Source organism: Microbacterium sp. 4R-513 (genome assembly GCF_011046485.1).
GTDB lineage: Bacteria > Actinomycetota > Actinomycetes > Actinomycetales > Microbacteriaceae > Microbacterium.
Window position 1 is genome coordinate 2,888,517 of sequence record NZ_CP049256.1, and the last position, 18,639, is coordinate 2,907,155.

At 70.0% G+C, this 18,639-nt stretch carries 16 protein-coding genes and 2 pseudogenes; 8 read left to right on the forward strand and 10 right to left on the reverse strand.

What is annotated here, in order from left to right; translation table 11 throughout:
• Window positions 1-52 precede the first annotated feature (52 nt).
• Window positions 53-1,150, forward strand: a complete 1,098-nt coding sequence (locus tag G5T42_RS12635; RefSeq protein ID WP_165129004.1) for a crosslink repair DNA glycosylase YcaQ family protein — start codon at window positions 53-55, stop codon at window positions 1,148-1,150.
• 88 nt (window positions 1,151-1,238) lie between these two features.
• Here G5T42_RS12635 and G5T42_RS12640 read toward each other — a convergent pair whose 3' ends face one another.
• The gene (locus tag G5T42_RS12640) at window positions 1,239-2,177 is read right to left on the reverse strand and encodes a hypothetical protein (RefSeq protein ID WP_165129006.1); all 939 of its coding nucleotides are present in this window, start codon (window positions 2,175-2,177) and stop codon (window positions 1,239-1,241) included.
• Window positions 2,174-3,535: a crosslink repair DNA glycosylase YcaQ family protein gene (locus G5T42_RS12645; RefSeq protein ID WP_165129007.1), complete on the reverse strand. Its 1,362-nt coding sequence runs from the start codon at window positions 3,533-3,535 to the stop codon at window positions 2,174-2,176. The genes G5T42_RS12640 and G5T42_RS12645 overlap by 4 nt, the downstream gene beginning before the upstream one ends.
• 87 nt (window positions 3,536-3,622) lie before the next feature.
• Between G5T42_RS12645 and G5T42_RS12650 the strand changes: the two genes are divergently transcribed.
• Window positions 3,623-4,825, forward strand: a complete 1,203-nt coding sequence (locus tag G5T42_RS12650; protein ID WP_165129008.1) for an AI-2E family transporter — start codon at window positions 3,623-3,625, stop codon at window positions 4,823-4,825.
• Entirely contained in the window at window positions 4,822-6,060 is a 1,239-nt protein-coding gene (gene ilvA / locus G5T42_RS12655) for a threonine ammonia-lyase (protein ID WP_241245807.1), read from the forward strand. The genes G5T42_RS12650 and ilvA overlap by 4 nt, the downstream gene beginning before the upstream one ends.
• Before the next feature lie 24 nt (window positions 6,061-6,084).
• Here ilvA and greA read toward each other — a convergent pair.
• A pseudogene (gene greA / locus G5T42_RS12660) lies at window positions 6,085-6,577 on the reverse strand (transcription elongation factor GreA).
• 80 nt (window positions 6,578-6,657) lie between these two features.
• Window positions 6,658-7,050, reverse strand: a complete 393-nt coding sequence (locus G5T42_RS12665) for a DUF4307 domain-containing protein (protein WP_165129009.1) — start codon at window positions 7,048-7,050, stop codon at window positions 6,658-6,660.
• A gap of 64 nt (window positions 7,051-7,114) precedes the next feature.
• Here G5T42_RS12665 and G5T42_RS12670 point away from each other — a divergent pair, with 64 nt between their 5' ends.
• Window positions 7,115-7,408, forward strand: a complete 294-nt coding sequence (locus G5T42_RS12670; RefSeq protein ID WP_165129010.1) for a hypothetical protein — start codon at window positions 7,115-7,117, stop codon at window positions 7,406-7,408.
• Window positions 7,409-7,495: 87 nt separating this feature from the next.
• Here G5T42_RS12670 and G5T42_RS12675 read toward each other — a convergent pair whose 3' ends face one another.
• The gene (locus G5T42_RS12675; protein ID WP_165129011.1) at window positions 7,496-8,185 is read right to left on the reverse strand and encodes a hemolysin III family protein; all 690 of its coding nucleotides are present in this window, start codon (window positions 8,183-8,185) and stop codon (window positions 7,496-7,498) included.
• Between the two features lie 142 nt (window positions 8,186-8,327).
• On the opposite strand from G5T42_RS12675, the gene G5T42_RS12680 reads away from it, so the two are divergent.
• Complete coding sequence (locus G5T42_RS12680) at window positions 8,328-9,107, forward strand: isoprenyl transferase (protein WP_241245808.1); 780 nt, start codon at window positions 8,328-8,330, stop codon at window positions 9,105-9,107.
• 10 nt (window positions 9,108-9,117) lie between these two features.
• Here G5T42_RS12680 and G5T42_RS12685 read toward each other — a convergent pair whose 3' ends face one another.
• Window positions 9,118-10,083 (reverse strand): IS481 family transposase, encoded by a 966-nt coding sequence (locus G5T42_RS12685; RefSeq protein WP_165129013.1) that lies wholly within the window; start codon window positions 10,081-10,083, stop codon window positions 9,118-9,120.
• Window positions 10,084-10,302: 219 nt separating this feature from the next.
• On the opposite strand from G5T42_RS12685, the gene G5T42_RS12690 reads away from it, so the two are divergent.
• The 3 genes from G5T42_RS12690 to G5T42_RS12700 all read left to right on the forward strand — a co-directional run bounded on the left by G5T42_RS12690 (window position 10,303) and on the right by G5T42_RS12700 (window position 14,013).
• Complete coding sequence (locus tag G5T42_RS12690) at window positions 10,303-11,424, forward strand: aminotransferase class V-fold PLP-dependent enzyme (RefSeq protein WP_165129014.1); 1,122 nt, start codon at window positions 10,303-10,305, stop codon at window positions 11,422-11,424.
• Window positions 11,425-11,641: 217 nt separating this feature from the next.
• Window positions 11,642-12,997, forward strand: coding sequence for a PhoH family protein (locus tag G5T42_RS12695; RefSeq protein WP_165129015.1), 1,356 nt, complete (start codon window positions 11,642-11,644; stop codon window positions 12,995-12,997).
• Between the two features lie 233 nt (window positions 12,998-13,230).
• Window positions 13,231-14,013, forward strand: coding sequence for a hypothetical protein (locus G5T42_RS12700; protein WP_165129017.1), 783 nt, complete (start codon window positions 13,231-13,233; stop codon window positions 14,011-14,013).
• 140 nt (window positions 14,014-14,153) lie between these two features.
• On the opposite strand, the gene G5T42_RS12705 is transcribed toward G5T42_RS12700, so the two are convergent.
• From G5T42_RS12705 to G5T42_RS12720, 4 genes and pseudogenes are all read right to left on the reverse strand, one after another.
• Complete coding sequence (locus G5T42_RS12705) at window positions 14,154-14,810, reverse strand: response regulator transcription factor (protein WP_165129018.1); 657 nt, start codon at window positions 14,808-14,810, stop codon at window positions 14,154-14,156.
• Entirely contained in the window at window positions 14,807-16,327 is a 1,521-nt protein-coding gene (locus G5T42_RS12710; protein ID WP_165129019.1) for an ATP-binding protein, read from the reverse strand. The genes G5T42_RS12705 and G5T42_RS12710 overlap by 4 nt, the downstream gene beginning before the upstream one ends.
• 162 nt (window positions 16,328-16,489) lie before the next feature.
• Entirely contained in the window at window positions 16,490-17,884 is a 1,395-nt protein-coding gene (locus G5T42_RS12715; RefSeq protein WP_165130233.1) for a class II fumarate hydratase, read from the reverse strand.
• Window positions 17,885-17,924: 40 nt separating this feature from the next.
• Window positions 17,925-18,604 (reverse strand): annotated as a pseudogene (locus G5T42_RS12720) (carbonic anhydrase).
• Between the last annotated feature and the right edge of the window lie 35 nt (window positions 18,605-18,639).

Consider the following 18,639-nt stretch of genomic DNA (forward strand, 5'->3'; position numbering starts at 1 on the left):
AGCGGCCGTTTCGTATGGGCCGGATGTCGCGGACCCGCGATAGCGTCGCCTGATGGTCCATCGGCTCACGCGCGACGACGCCCGTCGAATCGCGGTGCGCGCGCAGCTGCTGACGGCGGAGCGCCCGGCCGACATCGTCGAGACGATCGATGCGCTGACGATCGTCAACATCGAGCCCACCGCCGCGATCGCGCCGAGCGCCGATCACATCCTGTGGAGCCGTCTCGGCTGGCCGTACCAGCCCGACGACCTGCGCCGGCTGGTCGAGGAGGATCGTGCCGTCTTCGAGTGGGGCGGTTTCTACCGGCCCATGACCGACCTGCCGCTCGTCCGTCCGCTCATGCGCGAGCGGCCTCAGTCGCGGGAGGCGAGGGAGTGGCTCGCCGCCAACGACGTGTTCCGCCGCGAAGTGCTCGACCGGCTGCGTGCCGACGGGCCGCTCCGCCCCGCCGAGATCCCCGACACCGCCCAGGTCTCGTGGCGCTCGTCGGGCTGGACGAACGACCGCAACACGATGCAGATGCTCGAGATCCTCGCCGCCCGCGGCGAGGTCGCGATCGCCGCGCGCGACGCGAAGGGGCGACTGTTCGACCTCGCGGAGCGGGTCTATCCCGCAGACCTCGCGGAGCTCTCGCCCGAGGATGCCGCACGCGAGCGGGCCGAGCGCCGCCTGGGCTCGCTCGGCCTCGCGCGCGCGAAGGGCGTGAGCCAGCCCTTCGAACCCATCGACGTCGGCACGGTCGGCGAGGCGGCGGAGGTGGACGGGGTTCCGGGGGAGTGGCGTGTCGACCCCGCCGCGCTCGATGACCTCGACGTCTTCCGGCCGCGGACCGCGCTGCTGTCGCCGTTCGACCGGCTCGTGTTCGATCGCGACCGCCTGCGCGACATCTTCGGCTACGAGTACCTGCTGGAGATGTACAAGCCTGCCGCGAAGCGTCGCTGGGGATACTTCGCGCTCCCGATCCTGGATGGCGACCGCTTCGTCGGGAAGCTCGACGCGAAGGCCGATCGCAAGGCCGGCGTCCTCCGGGTGGCGGCGATCCACGAGGACGAGCCGTTTCCGGGCGATGTGGCTGACGCGGTGGATGCCGAGATCCGCGATCTCGCCCGCTGGCTCGGCCTCGAGGTCGCCGGCCTCGCCGCGCCCTAGTCGTCGGGGGCCGAGTCGCCGAGCCGTATTTGCCGAGCCGCAGTCGCCGAGCCGTGGTCGCCGAGCCGCAGTCGCCGAGCCGCGCGACTCAGCCGACGGCGAGCTTCATGTCGTCCCGCGTGAGCGTCACGGCGCCGCGCAGGGACCAGTCGTCGGCGCGGTACGTGAACGACGCCTCGGCGCCGTCGCGGGTGATGCCCGTCGCGGTCGCGATGAGAATTCCGTCCGTCGCGGAGAAGGACGTCAGATCGGGAGCCAGCGTCAGCTGCGGCGAGCGCTCGATGCGGAAGGCGATCGACGTCAGCGTTGCGAGGTCGGCTGCCCACGGCACCCGGATGCCGCAGTTCGCCGGCACCGCCTCCGCGGGCGCGGCGCAGCGCTGGGCGTAGAGATCGAGCTGCTGCTGCGCGGTGGTGATCGCGTCAGGCGAGACGGATGCCTCGACCGCCGCTTCACTCGCTTCGCCGAGCGTCACCGCTGCCGTCGTCGAGCCCGCCACGATCGCCTTGGGCGCCGCCTCGACGGGGTACAGCGCGGGAAGCAGCGCCGTCGCGGCCCCCGCCGGAACGGGGACGTCGCCCACCAACAAGTAGGAACCCAACGTGGTCTGCGGCGTCAACGTTCCGAGCCCGTCGCTGTCGATCCGCCATCCGCCGTCGCGCTCGACGAGGCCGAGGGAAGCGGCATGCTTCGCGCCGTCGAGGGTGTACGTGACGCGCGCCTCGGCCCGGCCCGCGTGGTCGGTCCCGCTCTCCGAAGCCGCGGACTGCGTGACCTTCGCCACCGCGACGTCGGTGATGAGCGCCTGAGCCTCGTCGAGGGCCTTCGCCCGGTCGGCGTCGCCTGACGGCTGCTCGGCGAGGAGCTCGAGCGCCCGGTCGCCGTCGCCCGCCGCGAGCGCATCGAGGTATCCCTTGGCCGTCGCCTCCGGCCCGGCGTCGCGCGAAAGGAACCACCACGCGCCGAGGGCGAGCGCCATCGCGACGACGGCGCCGATGGCGATGCCGAGCAGGGTGCCGCGCTTCACGCGGTCTCCACGAGCTCGCCCGTCGGCGCGGACCGATCCGCGCCGAGGTCTGCCGACTCGATCGCCTCGCCGAGCTCGTTCGCCCCCTCGGGTTCGTCGCCGGACAGGGCCGTCGGCTCACCGGGTCCGGCGTCGTGGCGCCGCGCCTCCGGCATCACGTGAGCGAGGTCGTCCGTGGCATCGCCCCACCGCGAGATCGAGATGGTCTCGAGCTGCTGCCATCGCGCGGCGAGCCGCAGCTCATCGGCGAGGCGGGCCGCGGCATCCGTCCCCTTGCCGGCCTCCCACCACGCGGACTGCACGAGAAGAGTCGACGTCGCCCGATCGGCTTTGAGGTCGACGCGGCCGACGATGTCATCGCCGACGAGCACGGGAAGCGAGTAGTAGCCGAACCTGCGCTTCGGCGCCGGCGTGTAGATCTCGATGCGGTACTCGAAGCCGAAGAGGCGCTCGGCCCGTTCTCGGAACCATACGACGGGGTCGAAGGGGGTGAGGATGGCCGCGGCGTCGACTCGGCGGGGGAGTGCGGCGTCGGCGTGCACCCACGCCTTGGCGGGGCGGCCGCCCGACGTCCACCCCTTCACCGTCACGGGGGTGAGCTCACCGGCGTCGACGAGGTCGCGCGCGGCGGCGAGGATGGCCGGACGGTTCGCGATGCGCCAGTAGTCGGCGAGATCGGATGCCGTGGCCACGCCGTACGCCTTCGCAGCGCGCCGCACGAGCTCACGGATCGCCTCATCACGGGGGACGGCCGCCTCGACGATCTGCGGGGGAAGGACGTCGGAAGCCAGACCGTACCGGCGCTCGAATCCGCGCCTTCCCGCGATCGCGACGTCGCCGAACAGCCACAGATGCTCGAGCGCGTGCTTGACGACGTCCCAGTCCCACCACGGCCCGCGCCTGGACTTCTTCGCGTCGTGCTCGATCTGCGCCGGGCGCAGCGGACCTCGCTCCGCGAGCTCTGCGCGCACCCACTCCACGATCTCGGCGTTGCGCGCGAACCAGCCGTCTGGCTTCGAACCGTATTTTGCCCGCATGTCGTCCATACGGAAGCGGAAGAGGCCCCAATCGGCGGCGGGGATGAACGCGGCGACGTGGGCCCAGTACTCGACGTACGGCGCGCGCCGAGCGAAGAGGAGCCGATCGAGCGCGGCGGTGTCGTAGGAGCCGACGCGCGAGAAGAGCGGCATGTAGTGCGAGCGGGCGAACACGTTGACCGAGTCGATCTGAAGCGTCTGCATGCGCGCGATCGCGAGGTTGAGCTGCCGGGTTCCGCCCGTCGCCGGGCGCTCGCGCGCGAACCCCTGAGCGGTCAGCGCGATGCGTCGCGCCTCGGCGGTGCTCAGGGTCTCCTTCACCCGGCCAGCCTAATGAGGGCTTCCGACAGACCGTCAGGCGGCCGGGGCGTTCCGAGTCACCCCCTGCGCGAGTCCTAGACTGGGCGGATGAGCGGCCCCGACGAGAAACCACGCGGTTCTCTGTTCGACGCGGTCCGCGACCGCACCCGGATCGTATCGACCGACCTGCAGGCTCAGATACCGCGCGGGCTCCGGCTCACCTCGGCCTACGCCTGGAGGCTGCTCGTGATCGCGGCGGCGGCCGGAGTCGTGATCTGGCTCGTCATCCAGCTGAAGCTCCTCGTCATCCCGCTGCTCGTCGGCATCCTCGTGACGGCCCTCCTGTGGCCGGCGTTCGCCTGGATGCTGCGGCACCGCGTCCCGAAGTGGCTTGCGATCGTCATCGCCGTGATCGGTGCGATCGCAGTCGTGACGGGCCTTCTGTGGCTCGCCGTGTGGCAGATCACCCGCCAGTGGGCGAGCGTCCAGGAGCGCACCGTCGAGGCCGTCGAAGCCTTCCGCCAGTACCTCATCAGCGGGCCGCTGCACCTGACAGCCCAGCAGATCGACGACCTGCTCGCCCAGTCGTGGGAGTTCATCCAGCAGCAGGCCGAGCTGCTGTGGTCGGGGGCCCTCGCCATCGGCACGACCGTGGGGCATGTGGCGACGGGGGCGCTGCTGTCGCTGTTCATCATCCTGTGCCTCCTGGCCGACGGCGCCGGCATCTGGCGCTGGACCACCCGGCTGTTCCCGAAGCGCGCCAGGCCCGCCGTCGACGGCGCGGGCCGCGCCGGGTGGGTGACCGTCGTCAACTACGCCCGTACGCAGCTTCTCGTGGCGACCATCGATGCGATCGGCATCGGCCTCGGCGCGTTCCTCCTCGGAGTGCCGCTCGCCATCCCCATCGCCGTGCTGGTCTTCCTCGGCGCGTTCGTGCCGATCGTCGGCGCCGTTCTCACGGGCGCCGTGGCCGTCTTCCTGGCCCTCGTCTACAACGGCCCCTGGATCGCGCTCTGGATGCTCGTGGTGGTGCTGGGCGTCCAGCAGCTCGAGGGACACGTCCTGCAGCCGCTGCTCATGGGCTCGGCCGTGAAGGTACACCCGCTCGCCGTCGTCCTCGTGGTGGCGGGCGGCGCCATGATCGCCGGCATTCCGGGCGCCCTGTTCGCGGTCCCGATCGCGGCCTTCGTCAATGTGGTCGCCGTCTATTTGAGCGAGCGCGCGTGGCAGACGGGCCGCACACCGCACGCCGATCTCATCTGGAGCACCGTGCCACGCACGAGAACGAGAAGCAGAGGGAGTCGCGCTTGAGCGTTTCCACGATCGCCCCGGTCCTCGCCGAGTTCGAGGATGCCGCGGCCACCCTCGCCGGGGTCATCACGCACACTCCGCTCGACGAGTCGCTGCATCTCACCGATCTTCTCGGTGTGCCGGTGTACCTCAAGCTCGAGAACCTCCAGCGCACGGGCTCGTTCAAGATCCGCGGCGCCGCGTACCGCCTCTCGCGCCTGACGGCCGAAGAGCGCGCGCGCGGCGTCGTCGCCGCTTCGGCCGGAAACCACGCGCAGGGCGTCGCCCTCGCGGCGAAGTCGCTCGGGATCCGCGCCACGATCTTCATGCCCCTGGGCGTGCCGGTGCCGAAGCTGCTCGCGACGCGCGGCTACGGCGCGGAGGTCATCCTCGAAGGCGCAACCGTCGAGACGCCGCTGCGGCTCGCGGCGGAGTTCGCCGAGCGCACGGGTGCCGTCCTCATCCATCCCTTCGACCACCGCGACATCATCGTGGGGCAGGGGACCCTCGGCCTCGAGCTGTACGAAGACCTGCCCGAGATCGAGACGGTGCTCGTCGGGATCGGCGGCGGCGGGCTGGCCGCGGGGGTCGCTGCCGCCGTCAAGGCCCGGGCCGCGGCCGAGGGGCGCAGGGTGCGGGTGATCGGCGTGCAGGCCGAGAACTCGGCCGCCTACCCGTCGTCACTCGAGCTCGGGCATCCGATCGAGGTCGAGACGCGGCCGACCATCGCCGACGGCATCGCGGTCGCGCGCCCTGGAGATGTGCCGTTCGCGCTCATCAGGGAGCTCCTCGACGATGTCGTCACCGTGACGGACGACGACATCGCGCGCGCCCTCCTCGTGCTTCTCGAACGCGCCAAGCAGGTCGTCGAGCCGGCGGGCGCGGTGGGCGTGGCGGCGATCCTCGCCGGGAAGGTCATCGGGACGGGGCCGACCGTGTCGATCCTGTCCGGCGGCAACATCGACCCGCTCCTGCTTCAGCGGGTCGTCGCGCACGGGCTCGCGGCATCCGGGCGTTACATGACCCTGCAGATCCCCCTGCCTGACCGCCCCGGGCAGCTGGCAGCCGTCTCGGAGCTGCTCGCCCGGGCGGGCGCCAACGTCATCGAGGTGCTCCACACGCGTCACGGGCAGGGCCTGCAGATCAGCGAGGTCATCCTGCAGTTGAGCGTCGAGACGCGCGGCGAGGAGCATCGCGCACACGTCATCGAAACGCTCCGCGGCGCCGGCTACGCGCCGACCGTCATGCCCGACTGAGCTCGCCGGGGGTGCGTCCGCCGGTCACTGACCCGCGTAGGTCTCGACCTTCACGATCTCGACCGAGATGTCGCGGCCGTTGGGAGCCTTGTACGACGTCTTGTCGCCTTCCTTGAGCCCGAGGATCGCCTCGCCGAGGGGGGGACGCCTCGCTGTAGACGTCGAGCTTCGAGTTCGCGGCGATCTCGCGGTTGCCGAGGAGGAAGACCTCTTCGCCGCCCGCGACGACGGCGGTGACGACGGTGCCGGGCTCGACCACTCCGGTGCTCTCGGGCGCCTCGCCGACCTTCGCGTCCTTCAGCAGCGCCTGGAGCGTCCGGATGCGGGCCTCCTGCTTGCCCTGCTCGTCCTTGGCCGCGTGGTAGCCGCCGTTCTCCTTCAGGTCGCCTTCTTCACGGGCGGCCTCGATGCGCTTGGCGATCTCTTCACGGCCGGTCGTCGAGAGGTGCTCGAGCTCGGCGGCGAGGCGGTCGTAGGCGTCCTGCGTGAGGAACGTCACGGGAGCGTCGCTGGACACGTCGGTCTCCTTCGTCAGAGGGCGATACGCCGAGACGCCCCGGCTCAGCCAGGGCGTCTGTCGTTACGGTGACCGTCAGACTACGACACCCAGCATGAGTTGACAAAACCCGTGGTGGCCTCGGCGACGGTCGGAATCGTCTCGCGGAATGCCCTCGCGTGCGTCTCGCCGGCGGGGATCTCGACCACCCTCCAGCCCACGACGCCGTGCTGTTCGTCCTGCGCCTCGAGCGTGCAGGCGATCGACGACCCGGTGGGGGCGGAGAGCTGGAACTCGAGTGTGACGGTGCGCTCGTCGACGACCTGGAAACCGGTCGTGTCGACGTCGACGGCGTTGAGCGAGTTCGCGACCGTCAGCCATGCGAAGGCTCCGACGGCGACGAGCGCCAGGGCGACGGCGACGCCGATGACCCAGCGCGTCGCGCCGCGGCGGGTGCGGCCGTAACGCTCGTCGAGCATCTGCTGCGTCGTCATGGGGGTCCCGTCGGGCGAATTAGGCTGGAGACTCCAGGCTAAGCGCTCCGCGGAACGAGGACACATGCATCAGGCGCTCGTCGCACTCGTCGAGGCGGCAGCGACGGCGACGCCGTCGCCCACGTCGGGCCCCGACCCCGATCTCGTGACCCCGGGCCCCTGGGGCTTCGTCGCGATCGCGTTCCTGGCGCTCGCCGTGGTCGTCCTGATCTGGGACATGATGCGGCGCATCCGCCGGGCGCGCATCCGGTCGGAGGTCGACGAGCAGCTCGACGCCGAAGAGGCGGCGGCGCGTCAGGCCGAGGCATCCACTCGCGCGACCGAGACCGACGACGAGGACATCGACCCGCAGCGCTGACTTCCTCGACCCGCAGCGCTGACCTCGTCGACCGGCAGCGCTGACCGCGCGCGACGAGCGAAGCCGCCCGTCAGCCGGAGGCGCCCGTCATCCAGCGTGGTAGACGGGGTTCATCGCGATGATGAGGCACGCGGTCCAGTGGCAGAGGAACGCCAGAACCGTGCACACGTGGAAGATCTCGTGGAAGCCGAAGTGGCCGGGCCACGGGTTCGGCCGCTTCATTGCGTAGACGATGGCACCGAGCGTGTAGAGGATGCCACCCACCGCCACGAGCACCATCATCGCGAGGCTCGCCTGCGCGAGAGGCACGAGGTACATGACCGCCGCCCACCCGAGGACGAGGTACAGGGCGACGTAGAGCCAGCGCGGCGCGTCGATCCAGAAGACCCGGAACAGGATGCCGAGTATCGCGCCGCCCCAGACGAGGGACAGCAGCAGGACCGTCTGAGACGTCGGCAGAGCCAGCACCGCGATCGGCGTGTAGGTGCCGGCGATCAGCAGCAGGATGTTGGCGTGGTCGATGCGCTTGAGGATCGCCTTGGTCTTCGGCTTCCAGTTGAAGCGGTGATACAGGGCCGAGTTGCCGAAGAGCAGCAGCGACGTGACCATGAAGACGGCGCACGACCATTTCGCCGCAGAGCCCTGTGCGAGGGCGATCAGGACGATCCCGGTCACGATCGCGACCGGGAAGGTGGCCGCGTGGACCCAGCCGCGCCACGTCGGCTTGATCTCGACGGGAACGCTCGCGGCCTCCTCGACGAGCGGGAGATGCGGCATGTCCGCGCCGGCGTCTTCGGTCGGGGGGATTCGGGTCGGGCGCGCCATTTCCCAAGGGTACGGCGGGGAGTATGCCTCGGTGGGCACGTCCTACGGATTCCCAGGCCGCGCTGGCCCGCACCTCAGAGGTACGGTAGGCGTTGTGACGGCGTCGAATGAGGGCAGGGGTCCCCTCTACCGGCTCTACATCAACCGGCTGCGCCGTCAGCTCACGCCCGAGACCGTTCCCCGGCACATCGCCATGATGATCGACGGGAACCGCCGGTGGGCGCGCCAGCTCGGCTACGACTCCGCGGCGCACGGACACCGGGCGGGCGCGGCGAAGATGCGCGAGTTCCTCGAGTGGTGCGACGACATCGGAGTACGTGTCGTGTCCCTGTACCTGCTCTCGACCGACAACCTCACGAAGCGCGACTCGCAGGAGCTCGCCGATCTCATCGACATCATCGCCGAGCTCGCCGATCAGCTCTCGCACGAGCGGGACTGGCGGGTGCAGCACGTGGGCCGCGCCGATCTGCTGCCGCGCGACCTCGCCCGGGTGCTCGCCGATGTGCAGAAGCGCTCGCGCGACAAGGGCGGCATGCACGTCAATCTCGCGGTGGGCTACGGCGGCCGCGGCGAGATCGTCGACGCTGTGCGCAGCATCATCGCGAAGCACCAGCAGGACGGGGGTTCGCTCGAAGACCTCGCCGAGAGCCTCACGCCCGAGCAGATCGGCGAGCACCTCTACACCGGCGGCCAGCCGGACCCCGACCTGGTGATCCGCACGTCGGGCGAGCAGCGCCTGAGCGACTTCCTCCTCTGGCAGAGCGCGCACAGCGAGTTCTACTTCGTCGAGGCCCTGGGGCCCGATCTTCGCGAAGTGGACTTCCTGCGCGCGATCCGCGACTACACGTCGCGGGATCGCCGCTACGGCGGCTAGCTGTACCGGGTCAGTACGTTGGTGTCAGTCGGCTGATCGGGGGCTGACCTCCGAGGGCTGAGTGGCGTCGTCCAGTGTTGTAGTGCTCGAGCCAGGGATCAAGGGCCGCGGTGCGGGCATCGTTTGAGGCGAACGCTTGTCGGTAGGCCCACTCGGTTTGCAGCGTGCGATTGAACCTCTCGACCTTGCCGTTCTGCCAGGGGCAGTGAGGCTTGATGAACTTCTGTCGGATGTGGTGAGCCGCGCAGACCTCACGCAATGAGTACCGGTATGCCCAGGCGTTGTCGGTGATTAGCCGCTCGATACGAGCGATGCCATGCGCGGCGAAATATCCGACCGCGCGTTCCAGAAACGCGGCGCAGGTGGGTCCCTTCTCGTCGGGCAGAACTTCGGAGTAGGCCGGTCGGGAATGGTCATCGACGACCGAGTGGACGTAGTCGTAGCCGGTTCCGTGCCGGCGATCACGGTTATCTCCGACGCCGCGGCCGAGCGCCTTCCAGCCGCCGCCGCTGGGAATCCGCCCGAGCTTCTTCACGTCCATGTGGACCAGTTCGCCCGGCCGCTCACGCTCGTAACGGACCGCGGTGGTCTTGGACGCGCGGATCCGTTCCCCGGTCATCGGATCCAGATCGGCCAGCCGTGGCAGGCCCGCCCGGGCGATGATCCGCGACACCGTCCGGGCCGGCACCCCGGTGCGCGCGGCGAGCTCGTCACGACCGAGCCGCTCCTTCTTGCGCAGGATGACCACCGCCGCGGCCTTCGTATCTGGGGTGCGGTTCGCGATGTGGTGGGGGCGCGAGGACCGGTCGTGCAACCCGGCCTCGCCCTCAGCCCGGTAGCGGTCGATCCACCGCTTCACACGACGGCGGGACACGCCCATCGCAGCGGCGATATGCGCTTGCTTCCACCCATCGCGGGCACGTTCAACGATCAACAGCCTGCCCCGCACGGTCAGGCGGGCATTAGCGTGGGACATCGAGGACCTCCGGTCAGTAGAGACTTCAGACATCTCCACTAAGCCCGGAGGTCCTCACCGTTCACAAGAGCACCGAAGCCACCAACCTCATGGCCAGGTACAGCTAGCCGCCGACGACCTCGCAGCCGGCCGTTTCCCCGTCTGACCGGGCGGAAGCACCGCCCGCACCTCTCGTCAAGGGCTGCCGCGCCACCCACACCGCCATGCCACAATGGCGAGGTGAACGATTGGGAATCGTACCTGGGATCGTTCGATGGGGAGCCTGGGTACCTCGACTGGGCCTCGTTCGGCCCGCTGTCGCCGAATGTCCGTGCCGAGGTGCACGCCGACGCCGAGCTGCTGGGGTCCGGCCGCCGGTCCAGCATCGAGCTCGTCGGCGAGCATGTGCGGGAGTCTCGCGAGCTGCTCGCGCGGGTGCTGAGAACGGATGCCGAGCAGGTCGTCCTGCAGCCCTCGACGACGTACGGGCTCATGCAGGCCGTCTACGGCCTGGCCGGCGGGCTCATCGTGTCGCGGGGCGAGTTCCCGAGCCTCACCGTCGCGGCCACGCGCGCGGCGGACGCGCTGGGCTCGATCGAGGTGCAGTGGATCGAGCCCGACGGCGGGTTCGTCACCCCCGACGCCGTGCGCGAAGCGCTCACGGACGACACGCGAGCGGTGGCGGTGAGCCTCGTCGACTTCCGCACGGGCTACCGAGCGGACCTCACCGCACTGCGCGAGGTGATCGGCGACCGCCTCCTGATCGTCGACGCGATCCAGGGCTTCGGCGTGATCGAGGCGGACTGGGAGGCCGCCGACGTCGTGTGCGGCAACGGCTACAAGTGGCTCCGGGCCGGTCGCGGCACCGGCTTCGCATCGTTCAGCGAGCGGGCGATGGAGCGGATCGCACCCGTGCTGTCGGGCTTCGCGGGAGTCGAGGGCGACCTGCCTCTCGACGCCGTGCCGCAGCCCGCGCCCACCGCAGAGGCGTTCCGGGTCGCCGGCGAAGACGCCCTCGCGTTCGCGCGGCTCGCGACGTCGCTGCGCGACATCCTCGATGTCGGCGTCTCCACGATCGAGAGCGAGCTCGTCGCACGATCGGGCGACGTCATGTACTTCGCCGACCGCTACGAGATCCCGGTCGTGACGCCGCGCGAACCCGAGCGCCGCGCGGGGATCGTCGCGCTGGCTCCCGCGCCGCAGGATGCCGCTCCGCTGGCCGCCTCGCTCGCCAATCACGGGCTCACCGTGACGGTGCGCTCGGGGCTCCTGCGCGTCGCCCCGCACGTGGGCACGGGCGCCGACACGATGCGCCTCTTCGGCGACGCACTCGCGGCCTTCTCGTCCGCACGCGTCTGGTGATCGAGTGACGGATGCCGCGGCGTCCGTCACCGTCGTGACCCCGTTCACTCGGAGTTAACGGAATCTCCAGCGTGTCGTCGCCGCACGCTGTCGGCGGTCGGTCGTAGCGTCGGACCAACGGGCAAAGCGCCTGTTCGAGTCGGCCGGATGGATCGCGACTCGTGACCTTGGTCGACTCGCTGACTGCCGGGTGACACACCCGGGGCGGGAGTGGGTTGTGACCACACGAGCACCACAGAGGCAGCACCGCGAGACGGCCGAAGAGGTCGCAGGTCAGGAGGAGGCGCTGCGCACGTACGTGCTCGACACCTCCGTGCTGCTGAGCGATCCGCGGGCGTTCTTCCGCTTCGCCGAGCACAACGTCGTGATCCCGGTCGTCGTGGTCACCGAGCTCGAGGGCAAGCGGCACGATCCCGAGATCGGGTACTTCGCGCGTCAGGCGCTGCGCCACCTCGACGAGCTGCGCGTGGAGCATGGGCGACTCGACTTCCCTGTTCCCGTCGGCGAGGGCGGGACCCTGCGCGTCGAACTGAACAACACCGACGCCACAGTCCTCCCGTCCGGCATGCGCCTCGGCGACAACGACAGCCGCATCCTCGCCGTGGCCCTGCATCTCGCGAACGACGGGCAGGAGGTCACTGTCGTCTCGAAAGACCTCCCGATGCGGGTCAAGGCGGCGTCGCTCGGCATCACGGCCGAGGAGTACCTCGCCGAGCAGGCGGTCGACTCTGGCTGGACCGGCATCGCGACCCTCGACGTGTCGGGCGACGACATCAGCGACCTCTACGAGAGCGAGATCGGCGTCAGCGACGAGATCCACGGCTTCCCCGTCAACACCGGCCTCATCATCCACTCGGAGCGCGGATCGGCTCTCGGTCGCGTCACGGGCGACGGCTCGTACCGGCTCGTGCGCGGCGATCGCGAGGTGTTCGGCATGCACGGACGGTCCGCCGAGCAGCGGATCGCGATCGACCTGCTGCTGGATCCCGACGTCGGGATCGTGTCACTCGGTGGACGCGCGGGCACCGGCAAGTCGGCCCTCGCGCTGTGCGCGGGGCTCGAGTCGGTCCTGGAGCGGCAGCAGCAGCGCAAGATCATCGTGTTCCGCCCGCTGTTCGCCGTCGGCGGGCAGGAGCTCGGCTATCTGCCGGGCGACCAGGGCGAGAAGATGAACCCGTGGGGCCAGGCCGTGTTCGACACGCTCGGGTCGGTCGTCTCGTCGAACGTCGTCGAAGAGGTGATCGCCCGCGGGCTGCTCGAGGTGCTGCCGCTCACGCACATCCGTGGGCGGTCGCTGCACGACGCCTTCGTGATCGTCGACGAGGCCCAGTCCCTCGAGCGGAACGTCCTGCTCACCGTGCTCAGCCGGATCGGTCAGAACTCCCGCGTCGTCCTGACCCACGACGTGGGGCAGCGCGACAATCTCCGCGTCGGCCGTCATGACGGCGTCGCGTCGGTCATCGAGACGCTCAAGGGGCACGACCTCTTCGGGCACGTGACGCTCGTCCGGTCGGAGCGATCCGCCATCGCGGCGCTCGTCACCGACCTGCTGGAGGCCGGCGAGCTCGCCTGACGGCGGTGTTTCGGAGGGGCCGGGATGCGGCATCCCGGCCCCTTCCGCGTGCCTTCGGTCGGCGTGCCGGACGTTCCCAAAATCGCTCGCTGTGCGAGTAATCAAGATGAGAAGAATCTCACCCCGTTCTCCTTCTGCTCTCACCACCGTCTGCGACCATGGAAGAGGTGCGCGGCAAGTATGCACGCGCGCGCCGCTGGGGGCCTTGCTAGGCGACGACACGGGAGCACGAGTTGGACGGACGAGCCGCTTTCGCGGCCGGCGGATTCATCGCCGGCGCGGCCGCTGTCGCGGTCGCGTGCGCGGTGACGCTGAGCAACGCCGCCGCACTCGCCGACGCGCCCGGCGAAGCCGCCGACGTCGAGGTCGTCCGCGTCACGCCCGCCGCTCCGACGCCGACCGCTTCCGCCACCCTCGTCGCGCCGGTCGTGCCCGCACCCGCGCCCACCGCAGAAGTCGTGCCCGCGCCCGAGCCCCAGGATGTCGCCGCTCCCTCGCAGACACAGCGCCAGTCGACGGCCCCCGCGCCGCAGGTGCCCGCTGGGCAGACGCCGAGCGGGCCGTCCGAGCAGCAGATCGCCGACGATGCGATCCGCAGCGGCTCGTGGGACGACCTGCGCTCCTGGGCCGAGCAGCACGGATGGTCGGCCGAGAAGATCACGCGGTGGATCGAGCAGCTGGAGCGCGCGGCCGCCGATCGTCAGGGTCAAGACGCGCAGCGCAACGCGTCGATCGCTCCCACCGATACGGAGCGCACCGCGTCGGTCGGCGAATCGAGCCGCAAGTCGCTGCAGGCGCCGCAGGCACCGGCTGTCCAGGCTCCGCAGGCTCCGGCCGTCCAGGCCCCCCAGGCTCCGGTGGTCAACCCTCCGCAGACCGACACCAAGACCAACGGCCACGCTAACGGCCGTTCACAGGCCCCCGCGAAGAACGCGGGTTCCCCATCCACGCACGGCAATTCTTCGTCGTCTGGATGGAAGAGAGATCAATCGCCGAAGCCCCCACGAGGCGATTGACCAGGGTCACAGGGAGTCCCCCAGCTCCAGACCCTTTCCCAGCCCCCGGCGTCCCCCAGCGCCGGGGGCTTCTCTCTGCCCGGAATCTCTCCCTCGGGTGCTCTGAGGCGGGAGCCGCGTGCGACCGTGAGTGAGGAGTGTCACTCCCACCGGTAGCCGGCGCCGCGCACCGTGACGATGTGCTGACTCCCGAGCTTGCCCCGGAGGTAGCGCACGTAGACGTCGACGACGTTCGAACCGGGATCGAAGTCGAGGCCCCACACGCGGCTCAGCAGCTGTTCGCGGCTGAGCACGTGACCGGGGTTGCGCAGGAACTGCTCGGCGAGGGCGAATTCGCGGGCCGAGAGCTCGACCTCGCGCCCTCCGACCGTCGCACGGCGACCCAGGATGTCGAGCACGACGTCGCCGTGGACGAGCGACGTCGACGAAGGCCCGACGCTCTCGCGCAGCCGGGATCGGACGCGGGCGAGCAGCTCGTCGAACGTGAACGGCTTCGACATGTAGTCGTTGGCCCCGGCATCCAGGCCCTCGACGGTGTCGTGGGTGCTGGAACGCGCCGTGAGCATGATGACGGGCACGACGCTCCCGCGTGAGCGCAGTTCGCGCAGCACCTCGAAGCCGTCCATCGTGGGCAGCCCGACGTCGAGGAGCACGAGGTCGATGTCGGGCCGCATCGCGCGCTCGAGGGCCTCGGCTCCGTCGTCCGAGATGGCTGTCGTGTAGCCGGCGGCTTCGAGGCCGCGGCTCACGAATGCCGCGATGCGCGGCTCGTCTTCGACGATGAGGATCCTCGTCATCCCGATGCCTCCCGCTGGAGTACGACGTCACCCGCCCTCACCGGCTGCGGCAGCTCCGAACTGGCGAGGGGGAGGTGAATCGTGAACGTGGCGCCACCGCCGGGGGTGTCGGTGACGACGCAGCGTCCGCCATGTCCCTTCATGATCGCATCGACGATCGCGAGTCCGAGGCCCGACCCGCCGACGGTGCGCTTGCCCTGCGCACGGTCGAAGCGTCGGAAGATGCGATGGCGGGCGGACGGCGGGATGCCGGGGCCGTGGTCCCGCACCCAGAGGTGCGTGCCCTCGGCATCCAGGGCACTGCCGATCTCGATGGGCGAGCCCTCGGGGGTGTACTTCGCGGCGTTGTCGGCGAGCTGCAGCCACGCCTGCAGCAGGCGATCGTGGTCGCCCTGGACGATGCCCTCGGCCTGCTGGACGACTGACCACTCGTGGCCGGGGATGACCGTGACAAGCTCGCCCACGCGCGATGTGAGGGCGCTGAGATCGACGTCGCCCATCTCGAACTGGTCGCCCTCGACGGCGGCGAGGAGGTCGATGTCGTCGACGAGCCGCGTCATGCGGTCGAGCTCGGCGATCCCGATCTCGCGCGTGCTCTGGACGTCGGCGACGTCTTTCGGGTCCATGAGCTCGAGATGGCCGCGCACGATCGTGATCGGGGTCTTCAGCTCGTGACGCACGTCGTCGAGGAGCTGACGCTGCACATCGACCGAGCCCTCCAGCCGGTCGAGCATCGAGTTCACCGTGCGCGAGAGATCCGAGATGTCGTTGTTGCCCTGCTCGGGGAGGCGGGGCGACAGGTCGGTGAGAGTGATCGAGTCCGCGGCATCCCGGATCGAGCGGATGGGGGAGAGCAGGCGACCCGCGACGAACCACCCCACGATCCCGATCGCGAGCACCATGATGACGGCGGCGAGCCAGTAGGTCGTGACAGCCGCCGTCACGGGGGCGAGCTCCGCGCCGAGGTCGACCGCACGGATGTAGACGCCGGAGTCCTCGTCGCCGGGGAACTGGATAGGGATCGCGATGTAGCGGAGCGACCCCTCGTCGGTGACGGCCGTCCCGATCTTCGTCTTCCCGTCCCGCGTCTCGGCGACCGCCCGGTCGATGAGCTCCTGGTCGTCCGAGATGTCGAAGCCGGACAGCGTCCGCGGGATGAAGCGCGCCTTGCCGTCGATGACGGCGAGGGATGCCTCGTTCCGCCCGGGGACGAGGCGCGCGACGACCGCCTGAAGGTAGTCCTCGAGAGACGCGAACTGCTCGGGGTCGAGCTTCTCGACGGCCGTCGTCGGCGCGGGGGACGCGGCATCCGTCGTCGATTCGTCGCCCGCGCCGCCGGCGACGGCGTTGAGGCTGGAGACCTGCGCCTTGAGACGGTCGTTGATGTCGTCGAGGGCACGCTCGCGCTGCACGAGGAAGGTCACGCTGCCCACGATCGCGAGACCCACGCACGCCACCGCGAGGATCGCTCCCAGGATGCGTGCGCGCGCCGAAATCGGTCGGGACGAGCGCCTCATGCCCTGATTATCGTCCTGCGATGCTCTGTGCGGAATGTGAGCGCTGACGGAAGGCTCGGCCGCACCGCTCCGCCCCGGCTTTTCCGGTACCCGCCACGAGCGCGGACGGCATGCGGCCGCCGCGCGGCGCCAAGCCTCCCAACGGCATGACTCCGCCGCGGATCATCCCGGGTGGGTCATCGAGAGCAGGTCGAGCTTCTCGTCCAGCTGCTCGAGCGTGAGCTCGCCCCGTTCGACATAGCCGAGGTCGAGGACCGCCTCGCGCACCGTGATGCCCTTGGCAACCGAGTGCTTCGCGATCTTGGCCGCCGCCTCGTAGCCGATGAGCTTGTTGAGGGGGGTCACGATCGACGGCGACATGCCCGCGTACGCCGTCGCGCGGTCGACGTTGGCCTGCAGGCCGTCGATCGTCTTGTCGGCGAGGATTCGCATCGAGTTGGCGAGGAGGCGGATCGACTCGAGGATCGCCGTCCCCATGACCGGGATCGCGACGTTCAGTTCGAAGAGTCCCGACGCGCCCGCCCAGGCGATCGTCGCGTCGTTGCCGATGACGCGGGCGCACACCATGAGCGTCGCCTCCGGCACGACGGGGTTGACCTTGCCGGGCATGATCGACGACCCGGGCTGCAGGTCGGGGATGTGCAGCTCGCCGAGACCGGTGTTGGGGCCCGAGCCCATCCACCGCAGGTCGTTGTTGATCTTGGTGAGCGAGACGGCGATCGTCCGCAGAGCGCCGGATGCCTCGACGAGACCGTCGCGGTTGGCCTGAGCCTCGAAGTGGTCCTTCGCCTCGGTGATCGGCAGCTCGGTGTCGGCCACGATCAGCTCGATGACCCGCTGCGGGAAGCCGAGCGGGGTGTTGATGCCCGTGCCGACGGCCGTGCCGCCGAGCGGCACCTCTGCGACGCGCGGGAGGACCGCCTGAACGCGCTCGATCCCGAGGCGGATCTGACGGGCGTAACCGCCGAACTCCTGGCCGAGGGTCACCGGAGTCGCGTCCATCAGGTGCGTGCGGCCGGACTTGACGACGCTCTTCCACTCCTCGGCCTTCGCCTCGAGGGCGACGGCGAGGTGGTCGAGGGCGGGGATCAGGTCGTCGATGAGCTCCTGCGTCACGGCGATGTGGACGGAGGTGGGGAAGACGTCGTTCGACGACTGCGACGCGTTGACGTGGTCGTTGGGGTGCACCGTCTGGCCGAGGTCCTGCGTCGCGAGCGTCGCGAGCACCTCGTTCATGTTCATGTTCGACGACGTCCCGCTGCCGGTCTGGTAGACGTCGATGGGGAACTGGTCGGCGTACTCACCGGCGATGATGCGATCTGCCGCGCGGCCGATCGCGTCGGCGATCGTGCCGTCGAGGGTGCCGAGCTCCTTGTTCGCGAGCGCCGCGGCCTTCTTGATGCGCGCGAGCGCGACGATCTGCGCCGGGTCGAGGGCATCTCCCGAGATGGGGAAGTTCTCGACCGCGCGCTGGGTCTGCGCGGCGTAGAGGGCGTTCCTCGGCACGCGCACCTCGCCCATGGTGTCGTGCTCGATGCGGTACTCGGTCTCGCTCATGTCGGTCACGTCTTCGTCCTCCACAGTGTCCGGGGTGATGTCAGGCGGCGGTGCCCGCGCTGCTGATGTCGGCGGCGTCGTCGGTCTGGCCGGCGTCGCCGATGATGATGCTCGGCACGGCCGTGCCCTCGGCGAGCCGGTAGTTGGCGCCGACGATCGCCACGCGACCCTCGGCGACGGCGTCGCTGATGAGCTCCGACGAGTGCAGCAGCTCGGCGACGGTGTCCTTCAGGTGCTCCCGGCCGACGATCTCGGGATCGACGGCGGTGCCGCCGTCGCCGGCGCGGATGACGCGGCGCACGGCCGGGACGATGGGCGCGATCTGGCGCCAGATGTTCGGGGGAGTGCCGGGGCATCCGTCTTCGTGCTCTCGATCGCCGCGCCCACGGCACCGCAGGCGTCGTGGCCGAGCACGACGATGAGCGGCACTTCGAGCACCGCCACGGCGTACTCGAGGCTGCCGATGACCGAATTGGAGATGACCTGACCCGCATTGCGGATAACGAACAGATCGCCGAGGCCCTCGTCGAAGATGATCTCGGCCGCGAGACGCGAGTCGGAGCAGCCGAAGAGGGCGGCCCGCGGACGCTGGCCGTCGGCGAGCTCGTGCCGTCGCTCGACGTCCTGACGCGGATGCCGCGGCTCGCCCGCGACGAAGCGCTCGTTGCCCTGCACCATCTCCTGCCACACCTTGCGGGGGGTCAGCGTCTCTTCGGTCATCGAGCCTCCTCGTCGGTCCTTCGGTCGGTCGCCGC